At 49.8% G+C, this 17842-nt stretch carries 16 protein-coding genes and 1 tRNA gene; 1 reads left to right on the top strand and 16 read right to left on the bottom strand.

From position 1 onward, the window contains the following. Nucleotides 1-122: 122 nt before the first annotated feature. The 12 genes from MHH82_RS08190 to MHH82_RS08135 form a co-directional block, all read right to left on the bottom strand. Nucleotides 123-323, bottom strand: a complete 201-nt coding sequence (locus MHH82_RS08190; protein ID WP_340965032.1) for a hypothetical protein — start codon at nt 321-323, stop codon at nt 123-125. Next, nucleotides 320-2092 carry a minor capsid protein gene (locus MHH82_RS08185; protein ID WP_340965029.1) on the bottom strand — a complete coding sequence of 591 codons (1773 nt, stop codon included), beginning with the start codon at nt 2090-2092 and terminating at the stop codon, nt 320-322. Before MHH82_RS08185 ends, MHH82_RS08190 begins: the two co-directional genes overlap by 4 nt. Then, on the bottom strand, nt 2089-3534 hold the full coding sequence (locus MHH82_RS08180; protein WP_340965026.1) for a phage portal protein: 1446 nt from the start codon (nt 3532-3534) through the stop codon (nt 2089-2091). Before MHH82_RS08180 ends, MHH82_RS08185 begins: the two co-directional genes overlap by 4 nt. A gap of 15 nt (nt 3535-3549) precedes the next feature. Further along, entirely contained in the window at nt 3550-4794 is a 1245-nt protein-coding gene (locus MHH82_RS08175) for a PBSX family phage terminase large subunit (RefSeq protein ID WP_340965023.1), read from the bottom strand. Beyond that, nucleotides 4787-5479 carry a phage terminase small subunit gene (gene terS, locus MHH82_RS08170; RefSeq protein WP_340965020.1) on the bottom strand — a complete coding sequence of 231 codons (693 nt, stop codon included), beginning with the start codon at nt 5477-5479 and terminating at the stop codon, nt 4787-4789. Before terS ends, MHH82_RS08175 begins: the two co-directional genes overlap by 8 nt. A gap of 76 nt (nt 5480-5555) precedes the next feature. After that, on the bottom strand, nt 5556-6281 hold the full coding sequence (locus MHH82_RS08165) for a hypothetical protein (protein ID WP_340965017.1): 726 nt from the start codon (nt 6279-6281) through the stop codon (nt 5556-5558). 146 nt (nt 6282-6427) lie between these two features. Next, nucleotides 6428-6904: a hypothetical protein gene (locus MHH82_RS08160; RefSeq protein ID WP_340965015.1), complete on the bottom strand. Its 477-nt coding sequence runs from the start codon at nt 6902-6904 to the stop codon at nt 6428-6430. 112 nt (nt 6905-7016) lie between these two features. After that, nucleotides 7017-7085 (bottom strand) — tRNA-Pro (locus MHH82_RS08155). A 97-nt stretch (nt 7086-7182) separates the two neighbouring features. Next, nucleotides 7183-7791, bottom strand: a complete 609-nt coding sequence (locus MHH82_RS08150; RefSeq protein ID WP_340965012.1) for an RNA polymerase subunit sigma-24 — start codon at nt 7789-7791, stop codon at nt 7183-7185. A gap of 5 nt (nt 7792-7796) precedes the next feature. Further along, nucleotides 7797-9182 carry a DEAD/DEAH box helicase gene (locus tag MHH82_RS08145; protein WP_340965009.1) on the bottom strand — a complete coding sequence of 462 codons (1386 nt, stop codon included), beginning with the start codon at nt 9180-9182 and terminating at the stop codon, nt 7797-7799. Then, nucleotides 9179-9457, bottom strand: coding sequence for a VRR-NUC domain-containing protein (locus tag MHH82_RS08140; protein WP_340965007.1), 279 nt, complete (start codon nt 9455-9457; stop codon nt 9179-9181). Before MHH82_RS08140 ends, MHH82_RS08145 begins: the two co-directional genes overlap by 4 nt. A 292-nt stretch (nt 9458-9749) precedes the next feature. Next, entirely contained in the window at nt 9750-12212 is a 2463-nt protein-coding gene (locus tag MHH82_RS08135) for a virulence-associated E family protein (RefSeq protein ID WP_340965004.1), read from the bottom strand. A gap of 129 nt (nt 12213-12341) precedes the next feature. On the opposite strand from MHH82_RS08135, the gene MHH82_RS08130 reads away from it, so the two are divergent. Next, complete coding sequence (locus MHH82_RS08130) at nt 12342-13196, top strand: hypothetical protein (RefSeq protein ID WP_340965001.1); 855 nt, start codon at nt 12342-12344, stop codon at nt 13194-13196. Between the two features lie 16 nt (nt 13197-13212). Here the strand turns inward: MHH82_RS08130 and MHH82_RS08125 are convergent, their stop codons facing one another. The 4 genes from MHH82_RS08125 to MHH82_RS08110 form a co-directional block, all read right to left on the bottom strand. Next, nucleotides 13213-15171, bottom strand: a complete 1959-nt coding sequence (locus MHH82_RS08125) for a DNA polymerase (protein ID WP_340964998.1) — start codon at nt 15169-15171, stop codon at nt 13213-13215. Nucleotides 15172-15231: 60 nt separating this feature from the next. Then, nucleotides 15232-16041 (bottom strand): DUF2815 family protein, encoded by an 810-nt coding sequence (locus MHH82_RS08120; RefSeq protein WP_340964995.1) that lies wholly within the window; start codon nt 16039-16041, stop codon nt 15232-15234. Nucleotides 16042-16130: 89 nt separating this feature from the next. Then, nucleotides 16131-17318 carry a DUF2800 domain-containing protein gene (locus tag MHH82_RS08115; protein ID WP_340964987.1) on the bottom strand — a complete coding sequence of 396 codons (1188 nt, stop codon included), beginning with the start codon at nt 17316-17318 and terminating at the stop codon, nt 16131-16133. Further along, the gene (locus MHH82_RS08110) at nt 17315-17827 is read right to left on the bottom strand and encodes a hypothetical protein (protein ID WP_340964984.1); all 513 of its coding nucleotides are present in this window, start codon (nt 17825-17827) and stop codon (nt 17315-17317) included. The genes MHH82_RS08115 and MHH82_RS08110 overlap by 4 nt, the downstream gene beginning before the upstream one ends. Between the last annotated feature and the right edge of the window lie 15 nt (nt 17828-17842).

The following is a 17842-nucleotide window of genomic DNA, read 5'->3' as shown; positions in this document are numbered from 1 at the left end:
TGGTTTTTATAGCGCAACCCCGCCATGGGCAGCCGTTATGCTCCGGCCAACGAGCAAAAAGGCCCTGAAAGTCTCATTCAGAGCCCAAACAAAAAGCACCCTCATAAATTCGAAAGTGCTCATCAGTATATTTCGCTGCCATCAAACTTCCAGCCGTATTCCTTCGGTAGAAGATCCTCCCCGGCCTCCAGGCTTCGGTCAATCTTGTCGATCAGGCCTTCGTTTGTCTCACTTCCTGGGACCATCTCTAGCGGGACTATCTCACCGAATCGATCGAAATAGGCATCCATTTTCGACTTCAGTTCTGACGTTACTTCAATCATCGAATCGCCTCCAGTATTTTTTCAAACAGGGCGAATGATTTCGGCAGGTACTCCCTCATCAACTCGGCCCGTTTACCATCCGGATCAAAGCTCGCTTCAAACATGTGGGCGAATGCCTCCTTCTCAACCGCGTTCGGAAGCTGTTTCCAGTAATCTAACCGGTGCCCATATAACCCTCGAATCTTATGCCTGGTCACGCCACCGTAGATATCGGAAATGGCCGAGTGCAGAGCTCCATTCCCTGCTGACAAGGCTTCGGAAATCTCCAGTCTGGCCTGCTGCAGCTTGACGCCGTTTTTCTTGGTGTAGCCTTCAATGTAATCCTGGACATCGCGAAGGATTGCCTTTCTAAAGTCATCAGCTCCAATCCCTTCAAGATCCATATGCGACAAACCACCAATGGTTGGCTTGCCTTTAATCTGAATCGCGGCCAGGTTATCGACATAATGGCCCAGCTCATGGAAATAGGTCGCTCCGCTGCCTCTAGGGTTCTTCAGGTCATCCGCAAAGTCCATATTTACAACCTGGGAAACCGGCGAGTAATGGGCTCCTTGCTTGAAGCGGGAATCCTTGATTACGTTGCCCAGAACATAGTCCATGAAAACTCGCTTGGCTACATCTGAACCCGCGCTGAACCGATCCGTCAGAACCTTCTTGTATTCTGGCGTTGCCTCGGTCTTGTCCATGATCGCCTTAAAGTGGTCATCTGCCTTGAGTATATCCTTTTTCTGGGTGTTTGGCGAGTCGATATATTCCTTTTTCCAATCTTCATACTTCATATCACCGGAAATATAAATCCGCTGACCAGTGTTATCCTTGGCGATCCGTTTGCCTGGATCCACTTCGTCATCAAAATAAGCCGTAACCGTTGTGCGGCAGCGGGCGTGAAATGGTGGGTAATTAACGCTGACTTCACGCTCACTCAAGTTGAACACCTTGCCGTCCATGCCGCGGCAGGTCTCACTAGTCCTGCTGTCCAACGTAGCTAGGATTTCATATTGCTGAACAACGCCGCTATTCTTGTACCCGTCAGCAGTTGCCTCGTTGATAATGTGGGCGCTCTCTGTCAGGACGAGCCTTTCAGCAGTAGAGGTTGCTACGCCCATCCGTTTCGCCAGGAGCTCGCTGACCTTTTTGGCACTGTCGCCACGAATGAAAGACTGCGATAATCCCGTCCGCAGCTCCCGAAGCAGCTTATCGCGGTCGTCCCAGATCCGGGAGCTATAGTTCTTCCCATACCATGGCCGGCTGATGACTTCCTGCACGGCTTCCTTATCGGCACGAGCAAATGAAGCCAGGATCCCGTTTCCGCCCTTATTGATTTCGAAGAGGGTTCGGTGATAAGTGTCCTCGTAAATATCACCCAGCAGCTTCCCTGTGCCCGCCTGCTGGCTTGCGGCCAATATTTCGACCTGATGCCTCACCTGAAGCCGTAACGCCTCCAAACGGGTAACACGGGTCCGGTAATAGACGTTATCAAGCTCTTTGGTCCATTGGCCGTCTGCATTGTTCTTGGCCTTCTTCCGGAATTCACTTAACGTCATTTTGAACTCGGCCAGCTCACCAGCTGTCAGAAGTCGTTTCGCCTCGGCCATACTGACCTCATTGTTCTCGGCAAACCGTGAGTAAAACGATTCCAGATCCCTCAGTATGGATTTCTCGGCTAGTTCATATTGCCGCCTGAGACCAGCAGCGTACCGGTCCGATTTCTGAAATTGCCTACTCGCAACCTGTTCAGCACGCTTCCGCCAATAATCCTGCGAATTCATGATGGCTCATCTTCCAGGCCGTCATACTGCCCTTTATTGAATCGCTGCTGGTCCGCTGCCTCTTCTTCCTCAAACTGCTTGATTTCGTCGTCCGTATTCGTTACCCATGGGTGATTAGCGACGATCGTCTTCTTGGAGATGATCCCCACGCTATCTTTTGCATTAGTCACGATTTCACTTTCGTTGATTGCCATATCCCGGTTGAAGATGAATGTAACCTTCTTCTCGGAATAGTCCTTCTGGGAAGTGTTGTAGATGTGCGTATCAATGAACCATAGCAACCGGTTAAGGCTCGCCTGGAACTCGGATTCAATGTCATTCGCGTCTAAATCCAGATCCGCATACAAATGCTTTAACGCTACACCAGAAGGGCTATTCCCGAAGCGCTCCGACTGTGTATCTACGCCCCGACCAAACTCATATATGTCTTTCCGGGTCTGCTCGATATGCATCTTGTGGGCTTCGGTGTCCAACTCCAGGGCGATCGTCTTTACATCGCCGTCTCCACGGACAAAAATGACTCGATACTGAGAGACGTTTTTCCGGAATGAGGCTGCGTCGGTACCGTCGTAATCTTTTACCACGTATGTGCTATTCGGCAAGTCTTCGAGGTTATTAGAGTTATCCGACCGGTTCCGATCGTAGTCATCGACCATCTTTTGAATGATATCAATGAGTGGCTGCTCCTCGTCATTGTACTTAAAGCAGATAAACGGAACTTGCTCCCAGCTCATCGGTTCTTCGACAGCTTCACCTTCTGGAGATTTACTTACAGCTGAAAAATGTCCTTTGGTCTCAAGGAATCGGAATTCCCCGCCGTCGGCAGCCTCATACAACCTTACTCCGCTTGTGTCCCAGAACTCGGCTTTCCGGATAATCTTTTTCTGCCTCGCCTCATACATCGTCACCTCATACACCCTAATGACTGCATCGAGCTCCGTATGGGCGGCATCTCTCCAGAGCGGTATGACTTCATGTGGTGGTATGCGCATAAACGATAGATCGCCTTGCTCGTTATAGTAGACTTGGAGCCACGCCTTCCCGCAGTTGATAGCGTCCTTCCCTGTGTTCTTCAGCATCCGCTTAAAGTCTTCGTCAAAGTAATCATCCAGCAGATCCTGATACGTCTTGTCTTCCGTTTTCGGAATGAACGGACGAGACAACAAATAGCCGGTCTTCTGATCGACCAGCTTTCTCACAAAACCATGCGGAATACGGTTGTCCGCCAGATTTTTGACTGCTGATAGCTTCCCTTGTGCATCAATGACCTGGCGAGTACGCTCTAGGATTTTGTTTTTGACCCTGTAATACTTCTGGCCGAGTAGCATCAGCTTCCGCTCATCTGACTTTTCCCAGTCCTTGATTTCTTCACGCAGGATCTCATCTATGGTCATTGGTGCATTCGCTTCGATATTCTGCAGAATCTCCTGTAAGGTGTTCACAGTTTCCCTCCTCTCTTATTCGAACGATACTCCGCTTGGCTTCCGGATCTGCTCCATGGCGTACCGCAGCGCATCAATCGTATGGTTGAAGTCATCTATCGGCTTATTCAGGAATTTCCCGGCCTTGTTCTGCTCCCAGACATAGCTCGATAGCTCAATGCTGACGTTCGGGCAGCGGAACTTATGGACAATGATCTCGTACTGCTGCAGGTACTGAATGCCAACCTTTACGCTGTCACTGCCTTTTTCCGCAGCACGGATCCGACCTATACCCAGCCCGCGGATCTCATCAATGGACTTCGGCTCCGAAGAATCGGCGATAATGCGCTCCTTGGCGTGCCCCTTCGACTTGATCATGGCCGCGATATCATCGTTCATCATGCCGTGCTCATAGTGCTCATCGAAGATATACAGCTTCTTCTCTTCCTTGTTCACCAGGGCAGCCACGAGAGCCGTCGGGTCATTGGTATAACCGAAGTCCAGACCGAACACTGCGCGGTATCCTGGAAGCTTGGCAATCGCCCGGTAATCAAAGTCCTCTTCTCGCCAATCCTCGAATATGGCCCCTTCTGCTATGCCCCAATCGCCGTCACCTTCAACCCTGTGACGCTTTGGCTTATGCTTCTTCATCCAGGCGAACCTTTCACGGTCATCATCGCCCAGGAATTCATTGCAGCGGTACGTTGTAGTCAGGGCTAACGTGTCGGGATCCGGGTTATCGAAGAAGCGGGATTTCAACCAGTGTTTTTCGTTCCAAGGGTTAAATGTCAGCGTCAGCTGCTTGAAGTATCCCTCCGGCATCTCGCCCCGAATGGACATATCCACCTTGTCGAAATCGTCCTCGTTCATGATCTGATAGGCTTCTTCGAACCAAGCCCAACACAAATAGCCGGTGTCCACCGTGATAGAGGTGATCGACATCGGATCATCGAGACCCCGGAACAGAATCTTCTGGCCGGTGGGCTTGTATATAGCCTCCAGCGGGCTCTTCTTGAAATTCCATAGGTGGGCTACCCCGAGCCGGTTCACGGCCCATTTGAGCTGTGCCCATGTGCTGTCCTTATGAGTATTAAACGTCTTCCGAAGGACCAGCGTATTCGCCAGCGGCATCTTCATCATGTTGTATGGAATCCACAACGCATTCGTTACGCTCTTCTTGGATCCGCGGCCGCCCTTTACGACCCGATAGCGCCCTTTGTAGCGCCAGAACTCGGCATAACCTTTTCCGACAGTCTGCTGTAAGCTGATTTCTCTACTCATGCAGATCATCCTTAAACACAACGACTTCCGGATTCGATTCGTTGTTGATTTTCTCGACTTCACCTTTCAGCCTGGCGATCCGCAGCTCCTGTTCCTCGGTCGCCAGATCCGTCTTAAGGAGCTCGTCATATTGCTTGATAGAGCTTCTGAGTTCGGCCATGGCCCGACTCTGAGCCTGGAGGAATGTGGCCTGCTTATCCCAAGCCTGCTGAACCTCCCACTTTTCACCCCAAACATTGCCGCCCTTCTCCTCGATCTTGGTCGTCGTGACGTCGTCCCGATCCTTAACGTACATAATCTGCTGCGCCCGAATAATGGCCGTGTATTGGATCATGATGTTTTCCCATACGATGTCCAGCGGCTCCTTCGTCTGCAGCTGCTCCATGATCTCCAGGGACTCCGCCGGCAGATACTTCTGGAAGAATCCATGCGTGACGGCCTTATCGTTTCCTGGAGGGCCGCCTGGGCCACCGCGGTTCCCAACAGCATTCTTATTCCCCTTGGGCGCTCCGCCTTTGTTTGTGTGCACCCTTTTCGGTTTGTGTGCACCCTTTTCGCGGGACCAGCCATGCCGCTGCTTCCAGCTCTTGACGGTGTTAATCGAGACGCCGTGTTTATCAGCAATCTCTTGATATTTCATGCCTGACAGATAATCCTGTTCGGCCAGCTTATGCAATTCCGCCATTTACACGATCACCACCCCCGGCGTTGTGTTGGTTTTGTAACAAAGAAAAAAGCCACTTTATTAAGTGGCAGTTTAACTAATTTACTCGAATATCAAAATTATACTTACTCAATAGAGCAAGCCTGTGTTGACTATTATTAAGAATTGGGTTATCCCGATAATAGCGATAAATGATGGCCAACTCCGTATCTGTAGTTTGGATATTGAGTATGTCTGCTAGAACTTGTTTCTGTTTTTCATCAATATTCGAATCAGTTATGAATTGAAGTGTGTAGAAAAAAGTATTAAAATACATCTCTAATCTCGAAGGTTGTGTATTTCGCCTATAATATTCAACAACAGCTTCAATCCCTCTTGCAACATAATCCGGGATCAATTTCCTCCCTTTCATATGTGTTCCCATTTCAAAAGTAAATTCTTCTACAAATTTATTTTTTATATTTATAAGATTAATGACTGTATCCTGGCAGATTTGGAAATTCAACAATTGTTGTTGGGCTGCTAACTGCTCCGCAGAACTAACTGCTGCTTGTGACTGAACCTTTAGGTCTTCAAGCTGGATGCGTTGGACTTCTCTTTGAATTCTTAAGTCCTGTTGTTGTAAATGAATCGTATAAACTACAGCGCCAAGAGCCAAGCCTGAAAATAAAACGTTTATAGATCCAAACATATCACCAAAAGTGCCCCTGGCCTCCCAGTTAGAGAATAAAAAATATGCTACCAATCCAAGTAACGCCCAAATAACAGTAACTGCGAGTGCAATTACCACAAATCCCCTCAGTGATTTCTCTTCTGTTGCCACTTAAAATCCCCCTCAATTATGCTTCTCAATTGGAAGGATTCGACATTATTCTTAATTATCCTTTCGAGATATAAAATGGCCACCTCGATCCGAGACGGCCAAAATTGATTTAAACAGCACCCATTAGGATGCTGATAGGGAATGTATTATTTATTTCTGAGTTCCTTTACAATCTCGGGAATTCCGGTATCAATTTCTACTTGATTGAATTCTTGACCGAGTTCCTTTTTCAAATTGTTATAATCACATAGTATTGATTTCACTAAATTACTTGTAGTTTCGTCGTCAGGCTTTAAACTTGAGATATATTTCCCCCACATTTCTAGAAACTCCATGCTTCCATATCCGGCATTTTTCATAATAAATTCATTCATATAATCCCGGCTCAGTAACGGGGACGGTTCTACGCTGCCTATCATCAATTTATTTTTACTGATGATTTGATCCTTAATTAAATTCATTTTAGCTGACATCAACGCGTACAAAGGGGCATACAGATTGGACAATTGTTGCTTTTTCCATCTTCTTTTCTCTTTATATGGTTCTACTAAAAAATGATTACCAACTGCTATAATAATTGCAACTGTCGCAGAAATAATGACTGACCACCATCTAACATCCAAGAAAATCCCCTCCTAGTCTAAAAATTCGACATGAAGGGAGATACTTCCTGCAAAAGAATGCCGCCTCAATCAGAGACGGCAAAAAGGGGGAGATGATAAAGGTTTTGAATAATCCGAACGGCAGGATTTGAACCCACACTACTTACTCCCAAGGCAAGCGTGCTACCCAGACTACATCCGGTTATAAAAGAGACGGCCGCTTGACCGCCTCCTTACATGAAGGGCACAATATCATATTAACACGGAAAATCAGGCATTTGTTCTCGTTCTGTTCGCATTTAATTCGCTAATTTTTCGTACTCTGTCAAAGCCTTCTTCCTCCAACGATAAAACACATCCTTGGAAATGTTCAATTCCTTCGTGGCCTTATCCCAGGGTATACCATCGATCAGATGCAACCGCAGCAGCTTCGCATAATCCGGCTTATATTGTTCAAGGGCATCCAACACCGTGTCGATCCTGTTCACTTCAGCCTGTAGATCTTGCAGCTCGGTCAGCCGCTCCATGATCTCCTCAATCCCGTTTCGGATATCATAACCTCTCGCTGCGATCACCTTTTGAATCTTTCGCCGCAGCTCCTGCAGCAGCTCCGTATCTTCTGGATCTATCACTTGAACTGGGATAGCTTGCTTCTGGGCTTTAACTCCTGCAGGGTATCGAGTCATATAAGCATGTGCTACATTCTCCAGTTTCTGCTCATATCCGGAGAGGTACATATACGTCGGTAGCCCTCGCAACCTCCGGTGGAGCTCCTGCAGCTGGTCGTCCTCGTTCAGCCTGGATACCGTGATGCCGGCCCCAACGCTATACGTCGATAACGCCTGTATACGGGCTTTCTTTTGCCGGTATTGGGAAAGCTGTTCAATTACCTGTTGTTCAGGGGTCATCTAAATCACTCTCCACTCTTAATCTTTTCAGCTCGTACTTTCAATGCCTCAAGCAGCTTGTTCTGTGTCGTGGCTTTAGATTCCAATGCGGCCATGACATCCTCATCAGCGCCGCCCTGTACAACCAGATGGTGCAAGATAACCTTTTGCTTCTGGCCCTGACGGTGCAGACGCCCGTTAGCCTGTTCGTAAAGCTCCAGGCTCCAGGTAAGTCCGTACCACACGACATGGTTTCCGCCGTCTTGCAAGTTTAGCCCATAGGCCGCGCTGGCCGGATGGGCCAGAAGGATATCCACTTTGCCGGCATTCCAATCTAGTTGATCTTGCGGTGTCTTCAGCTCCCGGATCCGTAAGCCCGATTTTTCAAGTGCCTTATGGATCCGTGCAAGATCGTGCTGATAGCTGTAGAACACAAGGGCCGGTTTACCATTCAGCTGTTCGATCAGCTCCATGAAGGCCTCGATCTTGCAGTTATGGATCTCGTGAACGTTGCGGTACTCGTCATACAGGGCTCCGTTGCAAAGCTGTAGCAGCTTACCCGTCAGTACAGCGGCACTGGTAGCCGTTATTTCCGTATCATCATCCAGCTCAAGCAGCAGATCTTTCTCCATTTGCTTGTACTGCTTGGCAGCCTTTTCATCCAGGACGACTGGAATCACATTCGTAATGCAATCAGGCAACTCCAGATAATCCTCGGCCTTCATGCTGATGCAGATATCAGCAATCTTTCGCTGGATCACATCATCAGCGCCAGGCTTTGCTGTGTACCCGTGTCCGTTATAATTCTTTTCAAAATATCTCGTTCGATAATGCGTAATGAACTTCTCCAGTCGCTCCCCTTGATCCAGAAGGTTAACCTGCGCCCATAGGTCCAGAAGACCGTTAGGGGCTGGCGTACCGGTCAGGCCAACGATCCGCTTGATATGGGGTCTCACCCACGTTAAGACTTTGAAGCGTTTGGCCTGATGGTTCTTAAAGCTGGATAGCTCATCCAAGACAACCATGTCAAACGGCCAGGCGTTTCGATAATGCTCAACCAGCCAAGCCACATTATCCCGATTAATCACCCAGATGTCTCCAGGCGTGTTTAGCGCCCGGATCCGTTTCTGTTGATTACCAAGAACCGGAATGATTCTCAAATGTTGAAGGTGCTGCCACTTGCCCGCCTCATTACTCCAGGTTGCTTCGGCTACTTTCTTCGGCGCTATAACCAGGGTCCGACGAATGGCAAAACGGTTATATTTCAGGTCATTGATTGCAGTCAATGTTATAACCGTCTTACCTAAGCCCATGTCCAGGAAAAGGCCTAAAGCCTCATCGGTCAGTAACCGGTTGATACAATACCGCTGGTAATCCCAAGGTGAAAATTTCTGCAGAACCGCGGTACTCATCCCACCAACTCCTCAAGAAAGGTATCCACTTGCTCCTTGCTATCTATCACTCGTACATCACAACCTAACTCACGGAGGCGTTTATGTTGAACCAGCTGCAGCTTAGTGGGCTTACCTCCTGGCGCTTTCAGCTCCACAAACACGGTTATTCCGCCGGGGAGAATCACGATCCGATCCGGTACGCCGCTATTCCCTGGACTGGTCCACTTGTATGCAATGCCGCCGGCAGCCTTCACCTGTTCACGTAAATAAGTCTCGACAATCCGCTCCCTCATACTTGACAGCCCTCCTCGCCGTGTGTTACGCGTGCGCGCCTACACACACGTATCTTTTTTATAAATCAGGGGGATTAGGCGTTATACGATACCCCCTAATCTCTCTATTCTCTTTGTTTTTTATCTTTAATTACTTAAGTGTCAACAGTGTCAATAAAGTATAAGTAATATTGATATAGCAAAGGTTTTGGGCGTTGACATTAGAGTTGACATAGACGTTGACACCTAAAAATCTGTCACACTTCGATTGTTGACGCTTTGTTCGGTGTCAACGTCTGGGCTGTCAACCAAGTCAACGGGCTAATTGATCCTTCCATTGACCGTTACCGACTTGAAAAACAGCTTCTCTTCGTTTAAATCCTCTCTGGAATTCATATGGACCGAATCGCCCCCGGTACTCCTCCCATCCAGGCATTGAAGACAGTATCCCGTTGATCTCCCGTGCATCCGATTGCTTCATAAACTTAATATCCGATCGGAAGCATTCGCACCAAACCTCTGCCGCACATATCCGGTCCCGGGGCCCTGCCTCGCCTTCATGGGGCTTCCCAAACTCGCCTCCCCAGTACATCAGCCTTGTTGGGATATCACGTTTCTGCCAATCTGCCGGAACAGGCCTCTCCACGAAAGCCCTTATGATCCCTTCTTTGACGCTGCTTTCCCTGTGGGCTTCCTGCTGTTGCTTCGAAAGCTCTTCAGCCTCTCCGGTTAAATACAATTGCTCTCCCAGCTGCCAGCGAACAAAGGCTTCGGCATATATCTGATCGACTTCACCCTCCAGATCTCGGAAGACGCTTTTTGTCGGTGGTCGTAGGCCCACATCGATTGGCCAAAAGCGGCGGTTCCCCGTACGATCCCGTAAAAACTCACTATCGTTAGTCGTACCGAAGAACACGCAGCGCCGTGGATACGGCATTGTTCGCTTGCCGTACGCTTCTCTATAGATGTCCTCTGTTCGGCTAAGGAACTGCTTAACTGCGTTACTCTCCGACTTGGACATACCCGTCAGCTCGCCGACCTCATTGATCCATATGCCCTGGATCAGCTCCATGGCTTCCTTACCTTCGAAGGTAGTCAAGCTGTCGGAATACCACTTCTTGCCCATTAATCGCAGAAAAGTGGATTTCCCAAGCCCCTGAGCTCCGGCCAGTATTGGCATATAGTCGTATTTAATGCCAGGAACCATTGCACGAGCTACGGCTGCCGTGAATGATTTTCGGGCTACGGCCCGGGTATAAACGTTGTCCTCTGCGCCTAGGTAATCTGTGAATAGTGTATCCAGTCGAGGAACACCGTCCCATTGAAGCCCTTCCAGATAACGCCTTACATCATTGAAACGGCGCTTATGCGAGATCAGCGTCAAAGCGTTGTTGATCTTGGCGTCCACTGCGATTCCGTATACTTTCTCGATATAGTGGTAAATGCCGGCGTCATCTGAAGACGCCCACGGCCGCCGATCCGGACGCGGATCCCATGGCAGCGGACCAAGAACCAAACCCCGATTAGCGAATTCATCAAATGCGATCTTATCCTTCAAAGCCGGATCAAACTCCAGCACGATTAAGACGTTATCCACCGTTTTGAGGTACAAGCCGTTGCTGTTCATCTCCAAGCGCTGCATCCAGTCCATGTTGCCGGTAGCTTCTGTAGTTGACCCTGCCGCAAAGTCTCCAGGTCCACTAAAACTCACAACCGCTTTTTCGTAACGTTCCTGCTTGAGTAGCGCCGCAACTGGCTCATGCTGCATAGCGAAGGTCGTCATCGCCGTATAGGATGGGAGCTTGTTCGTCGGCGTTCCGATCTTGGCCTCGTCGTCCTGGTCGCCAAACTTATGCAAGCGGACCAAGTCAAAGGCATTGACCAGGCGCCCCCCGCACGGATCCGTAGCATGATGGGAATACAGGAAAGCTCCATCGTCGTAAATAATGGCCCCGCCTGTAGTGGATCCACCGACATACGTCATCCTGCCGCTACCGTCATCCGTCGGCGTGTACATCCCAGGTAAAAAGGTTTCAATGGCTGCCGGCACATCGTATACTCGGCAGAACGCCCCGACGATCCCCTGTTTATCGGTCGGATCCCCTTGTTTGGCGGCCAGGCGTACATGCGTCTGCTGCACGCCGGGAACTTGCGGCCACTCAGCAATATTTCGCCAATCCTGATACATGGCCAGGAGGCCGTCTGCAGACAGGAAAGCCTTATCGCCGTAGGTAAATACGTATTGACTGTCTGCACTGCAGCTCGGCCAGTACATGAGCCGCGTTGCTTGGAAAGTCGTCGGGTCACAAAGCTCGATGCCGATGATCGCTGCCAGCTTGCGGGCCAGCGGCTCATACTCATCTGCCGTTACCGTCCGATCCAAAGGGGCAAGCACCCGAAGCCGGGGTCTTGCCTCCTCATGCTTTCGGGTGCTATATACGGCATAAGCGCAGCCGAGGCCGTCGAGCCGGCGGAGCACATCAGCCGTAGCGCCTGCCGGGATATTATCCAGGTCGAGCGTCAACACGTCGCGCCCTGTGACCGCCCGGGCTTTCCGGCGGCCGCCTGCGAGGGATCCGCCGACAAAGCCGCCGACGTCCTTCAGATCGTCCTGCCGGCTCTTCGGCATGGCCAAGTATTCCGCCAACGTCTCCGTTCCACGCGTGGCCATCCGGAAGCGCTCCACCAGCTCAGACCAATAGATAACTTGAGGCTGCCAGTTCGTACTGTGACGACTGCCTGCTGCGGATATGGTTAGTTGTCTATCAAATTGCATGAGCCCTGCCCTTCCTTTCGTGTAACACACATTATGCCTTTGTGAATTTGTATTTAGAATAAGCGCTGTACTGTACTAATTGATCGGTAAATTGGTATAATGTTCCTAGTAAATCTGTAGGAGGCATTTATGGATAAAAAGATTTTGAATGTCGGGCTAGTAATGCCCATTGCACCGATAGATGGTTGCTCAGCTGGACATTGGATTGATGTAAAACGTATTATCAGTGAATCACTTTCAGACATCCCTAATTATAAAACCGAACCCAAAATAGTAAGTGAAGGTAATAGTGTAGGTTTAATACACAGACGAATAGTTGAAGGCCTTTATACTTCTGACATTATTATTTGTGACGTCAGTTGCAAGAACCCAAATGTTATGTTTGAGCTAGGTATGAGATTAGCTTTTGACAAGCCTACTGTCATAATTAAGGATGATCAGACGGACTATTCCTTTGATACTGGAGTAATTGAGCACCTCCAATACCCTAGGGACCTGCGATACAAAGAAATTGTTGAGTTTAAAGAACGGCTTGCAGAAAAAGTCGTAGCAACCTATCAGGACTCAATCAGTGACCCTAATCATTCTCCTTTTTTAAAAAGTTTTGGAACATTCAAGGCAGCAACCTTAAAAGAAAATACTGTGTCAACTGATCAATTTCTTATTGACGCCATCCAAGATTTAAGAATTGACATGGCATCTATAAAAAGAAATATTAAACAAACTACGAATACAACTATTGTTAATAGTCCAAGGTCTCATAAATCTGCAGAGGATTTGATATTTACAGGAATTATGGAATTTCTAGAAAAGAAAATTAGTGATGACCAGGACACTGGGGTGCAAACTAAGTTATCATTATCAGTACTGACAGATTTCGTAGAAACAAGATTTAATGACGGGAACAACTTCATGTCTAGAAATAACATTAAAAATCGAATCATAGACTTTCTAAAAATGAACAAAATAGATTTTGTTGAATAATTTCCATATATTGGATCTAATCCTTCATGTAAAAGCTCGTTGTAAAGCCGGCTGCCATAAGACGCAATCCTGGTGCCCATTGAATCGGCTCGGCCATCAACTCAAGCATCCGATCCAAGTCCTCTGGCCGATCCGACTCAATGCCGATTTCATCATGTACGTGCAGTACGGTTTCAAAACCAGCCTGTTCAGCACGCACCAGGGAGACGGCCAGGCAGTCCCGGGCGATCGCTTGGACGATGTTCTCTGTCAGCTTCCCGCCATAGGTGGAGATCGTTGTCCACTTCCCCGTCTTCTGATCCGGTCCCTTGTAATGGAGCGCCATCTTGCCAAAATCATTTTGTGCCAAATTCGGCTCAACATAGTAAAGCTTGCGGCCGCTCGGAAGCTGTATCGTGAAGAAGTCCAGGCCATTCCCGTAGTGGCTTTCTCTGGCCATGATAATTCCACGTACGCCGACAGGCTGCCCCGTCTGCATGACTTCAAGCGCAGCGGCCTCCAAGGTAAACCACAGATCCACGATCCGTCTGTTCGCATTACGCCACCTTGTTACGATCTCCGGCAGCTCTGCCTCAGTCAATCCCATATCGAGGGCACCCATACTGATTAGCGCACCCTTACCGCCTTGATAACCCAGGGCTAGCTCGGATACTTTTCCTCGCTGCCGAAGATCCTTGTCGATCTCCTCCAAAGGGATACCGAACATCTGACTTGCTGATGCCTCGTATATCTTGCCGTGACTGGCGAATACATCCAGCCTCCACTGCTCTCCAGCTAGCCAGGCAATCACCCGTGCTTCAATGGCTGAAAAGTCGGCGATATGGAGCTTCTTCCCGTCCGGAGCAACGAACGCCGTACGGATCAGCTGAGAGAGTGTGTCCGGTACATTCCCGTAAACGAATTTGATCATGTCCGCCTTGTGTTCTTGAACTAGTTGCCTGGCATACTCCAAGGTGCTGAGATAATTTCGAGGAAGGTTGTGAACCTGTACCAAACGGCCTGCCCAACGGCCTGTGCGGTTGGCTCCATAAAACTGGAGCAATCCTCGGACCCGGCCATCTTCGCAGGCTACAATCTTCATAGCCTGATACTTCTTGACGCTCGTTTTGCTGAGCTCCTGCCGGATCTCCAGGACACGTTTTGCCCTTCCCTCGTCAGCCCCTTCTATTAATGAGGTCACGGTATCCTTGCGGAGATTATCCACTTCCTCGCCGATCTCCTCGGTTAGCCATTTCTTGAGCTGCTGTACTGACTTCGGATTATCCAGGCCCGAGAGCTGAACGGCTTCCTTCATCAGCTCCGTTGTGGACTTTTCATCGACCGCCAATGCCCCCTCAACGAGCTGCAGGTCACACGCTATTCCGCGGACATTGATACGTTGATCAAGCTGCCATAACATCCATTCCTGTTCCGGTACCGGAAACACAGACAGCCGGCGCAGGATCTCTTTCTCAGCCACAACGTCACCGATGCAGTACTGCTTGAACAACTGCCATTTCTCAGGCTCATGGTGTGGAAGCGTCCGAGTTCGATAGCCATTTTTCTTTGACGGCTTTTTGATCGGTATGCAGAATGTGCGTATCAATGAGCCGCCGACGCCCATCTTCTTCTTGTCCTGCGGTAAGCCCAGCGCTTCACCGATCTTCCCTAAACCTGCCGGATAACCGCAGTACAGGCCGTGTATTTGCGTACAGCGCCATTGCTCGATTGGTGTGTGCCAAAACTTACTGAGGCTGTACCATTCGAATGCAGCGTTGTAGGCATGCTTGATAACCTGTGGATCACTAAGAGCCCAAATGATTTCTGACGGTATCTGCTCACCTAGTGCCAGGTCAATGATCCTTTCCGGCTCGTCATCCCAGGAATAAGCGAATAGTAGAATTTCAAAATCCGGAGATTGAACGTATTTATAAAGACCGGCTTTCTTGATGTCCACGCTGGAAAACGTCTCAATATCTATCGATAAATGCCGCATATGCCCTCCTTTTGGGTAAAGGAAAGGGGCTCTAAAAGTAGAACCCCTTAGTGTCAATTCTTAGATGCCCCAAACGCTGCCGTTAAGTGGTTTCCCTGTGATCGGATCCCTCTGCGGTTGTTGAGCGGGTGGTTGTTGGCCATACTGCGGCTGTTGTGGTTGCTGGCCGTACCCCTGATGGCCGTACTGTCCAGGCGCGGGTTGCGCTGGCGGCTGTTGGCCGTAACCATGTTGAGGGTAAGCCGGCGGAGCTGCAGGTGGTTGTTGGCCGTATTGTTGCGGCGGGATCTGTTCAAAACCTTGAGGCGCTGCAGGAGGAGCATAACCAACGCCGCCACCGTTACCACCAAAAGCCTGTTCCGCGCTGATTCGTCCACCAAGAGGCTCCCCGTCAGCCACCTTTTGAACCGGTCCAAGCCCGGCAGCTACACCTCGATTACCGCTATTCGAGAACGGATAAAAGTTGATATTGACGCGGGCGAACATGCCGCTGTAAATCTCGGATTGGTTAATGATCGGGTTGAGATTTACGTCTACAATCGCCTGCTGCTGTTTACTGCTGGCCGTCATAACCCAATGCCCTTTAGCTTCAGGTCCGAAAGGCTCTCCATTTTGACGAACACCGTCACCGTCCCAAATTGGTGTTTTGAGTTGCGGTGGACGTGCACCATTCCAAACGCCAGCTACTCCTTTTTGTGCTGCGGCTTCGATGGCAGCATTGATGCGCTGCATAGTTGCTACGTCTGTTTTGGGAATTAGGATAGTAGTACTGTATTTTGGCTCTTGTCCTGGCTGATTCGCATGCGGTTGAAAAAGATGCACAAAGCTAAGTCTTACCTGTCCTGTAGTTACGGTTGTTTCGTTTGTCATTTGTCGTGTTCCTCCTCGGTTATATGTGCCGCTAGACCAGCGGCCAGACGTCATTTGATCGATATGATATTCCGCAATGTCACCCATATTTAGCTTCCTGCCGGTGCACCGAAAGCCTCTTCGGGTTTGACCTTATCACTGAATGCCGGACGCTTATCATCCAGAGGCGCTAGTGTTGGAGCACCTGGTTTACTAATTACGTGCCCAGGTTCTTCAAGCAGCTCCTTGTAAACTTGCTTGGTTAACTCTTTCTCAAGCTGAGGAGGAGTCAGCGGTTTCCTCTCATAAAGCACAGCCTCTTCAATGCCCTTTTCCTTGAGATGCTTAAAAGCTTTATCCAGATCGGCATACTCCCGGCCGCCCCTGCCTGCAACGGCTTTCCATCCGGAAACTTCCCCGCCTTTAAGGACCTCGGCCAGCGCCTTCTCTTTCAAAGATTTGTACCAGCTCACAATCCCGTCAGCACGGCGCAAGACGTCGCCAACTTCCTCCCAGCTGATTAGCGGCGGTTTTAACGGAGCCTTGTCTTCCACGGATAGAAGCTGCTCCACCCGTGCCCTGCAGGTATCCCGAGCTCTGCAGAAGCCGCAGTGCTCGCCTATCGCATAATCCCCTTCACCGGCAAACGCTTTGGCCGCGATAGGTTTAATCGTCTCGCCCCAGGTAAGAAGATCCGCCGCAGACAGAGACCACTCGGAAGGCTGATCCCATACTTTCGGCTGCACGATGGCTACATGGACCTCTTGAATCGGAAAGAGCAGCGAGAAGGCTTTAAATGCTCCGAGCGCATACAGTTTCATTTGCGGGTTGTCCTCCGCCGGCACAGGTACGCCTTGGCCGTTTTTATAATCGATCACATAAAGCTTACCGGCACCGATGATAATGCAGTCCGACGTTCCGAAACTCTCTGGAACATAATCGGTCAGGTCCACTTTCCGCTCGATCGCCACGAAAGGCGGCGTCGGGAATGTATGGACAATGGACTGGATGTAATCCAGGTAAGCGTCGGTATGGTCATCCATAATAGACTCATACAGTTCATGTGCTTTAAACTTTTTAAGAGCGGCATTGTATTTTCGCGTCGGAAGCCCGGAGAATACCTTTTGAAGCTTGAGCTCCGCGATCTCATGGGCCAGCGTTCCTTTCTTGGCTGCCTCGCTTTCTGTATCTGGCAGAGTCTCCTCAAGCCGGGCAGAAGGCGTGCAGTGTAGCCAGCGGTGTGCTCCGCTGGCCGACAGTAGGGCGTGAGCCCGTTCTGCGTGTGCAATCTCCGTCATATTTTCGCTCCAAGGCTCCGGAGATACGTTGCAAACTCACCATAGTATTGAGGGTCAAGCTGTGTAAGAGCCTGGGCCCCATGTTGCTGCAGCCATCCGATCAACTCGGCATGACGGCCAGCGTCAAGCAACGGCTGAGCAGCCACACCAAGTTGTGTCAAATCATAAGTAGGCGCGCTGGTCGGTACTGGCTGTGCTGGCGGGTTGTAACTTGCCGGCGCTGACGTCGGAGCAGCCACAGGCGGCGCTGTCGGAACAGCTGGCGCAGAGTTGGTTGCCCCGGTACCTGGCTGGCCAGCAGGCGGATAACTCGGATAGGCTTGCCCTGGCGGCGCGTAGGCAGGAGGAGCTGCAACGGCTTCCGGTTGAACCGTCGATACCTTGGTTTCTGCAGGCACATCAGCTGCAGGCATGCTGCTCATTGTTCCGGCGAGATCTTGCACCAACTGTTTAGCATCAGCAGCGTTGGCTGCTTGGAGCGTGATTTGAATCGGGATAAGATGTTGCATATATGAGTCCTCCTA

Source organism: Bacillus sp. FSL K6-6540 (genome assembly GCF_038007545.1).
The sequence above is the reverse complement of the archived record's forward strand: the minus strand, read 5'-3'. Positions and strand labels throughout refer to the sequence as shown.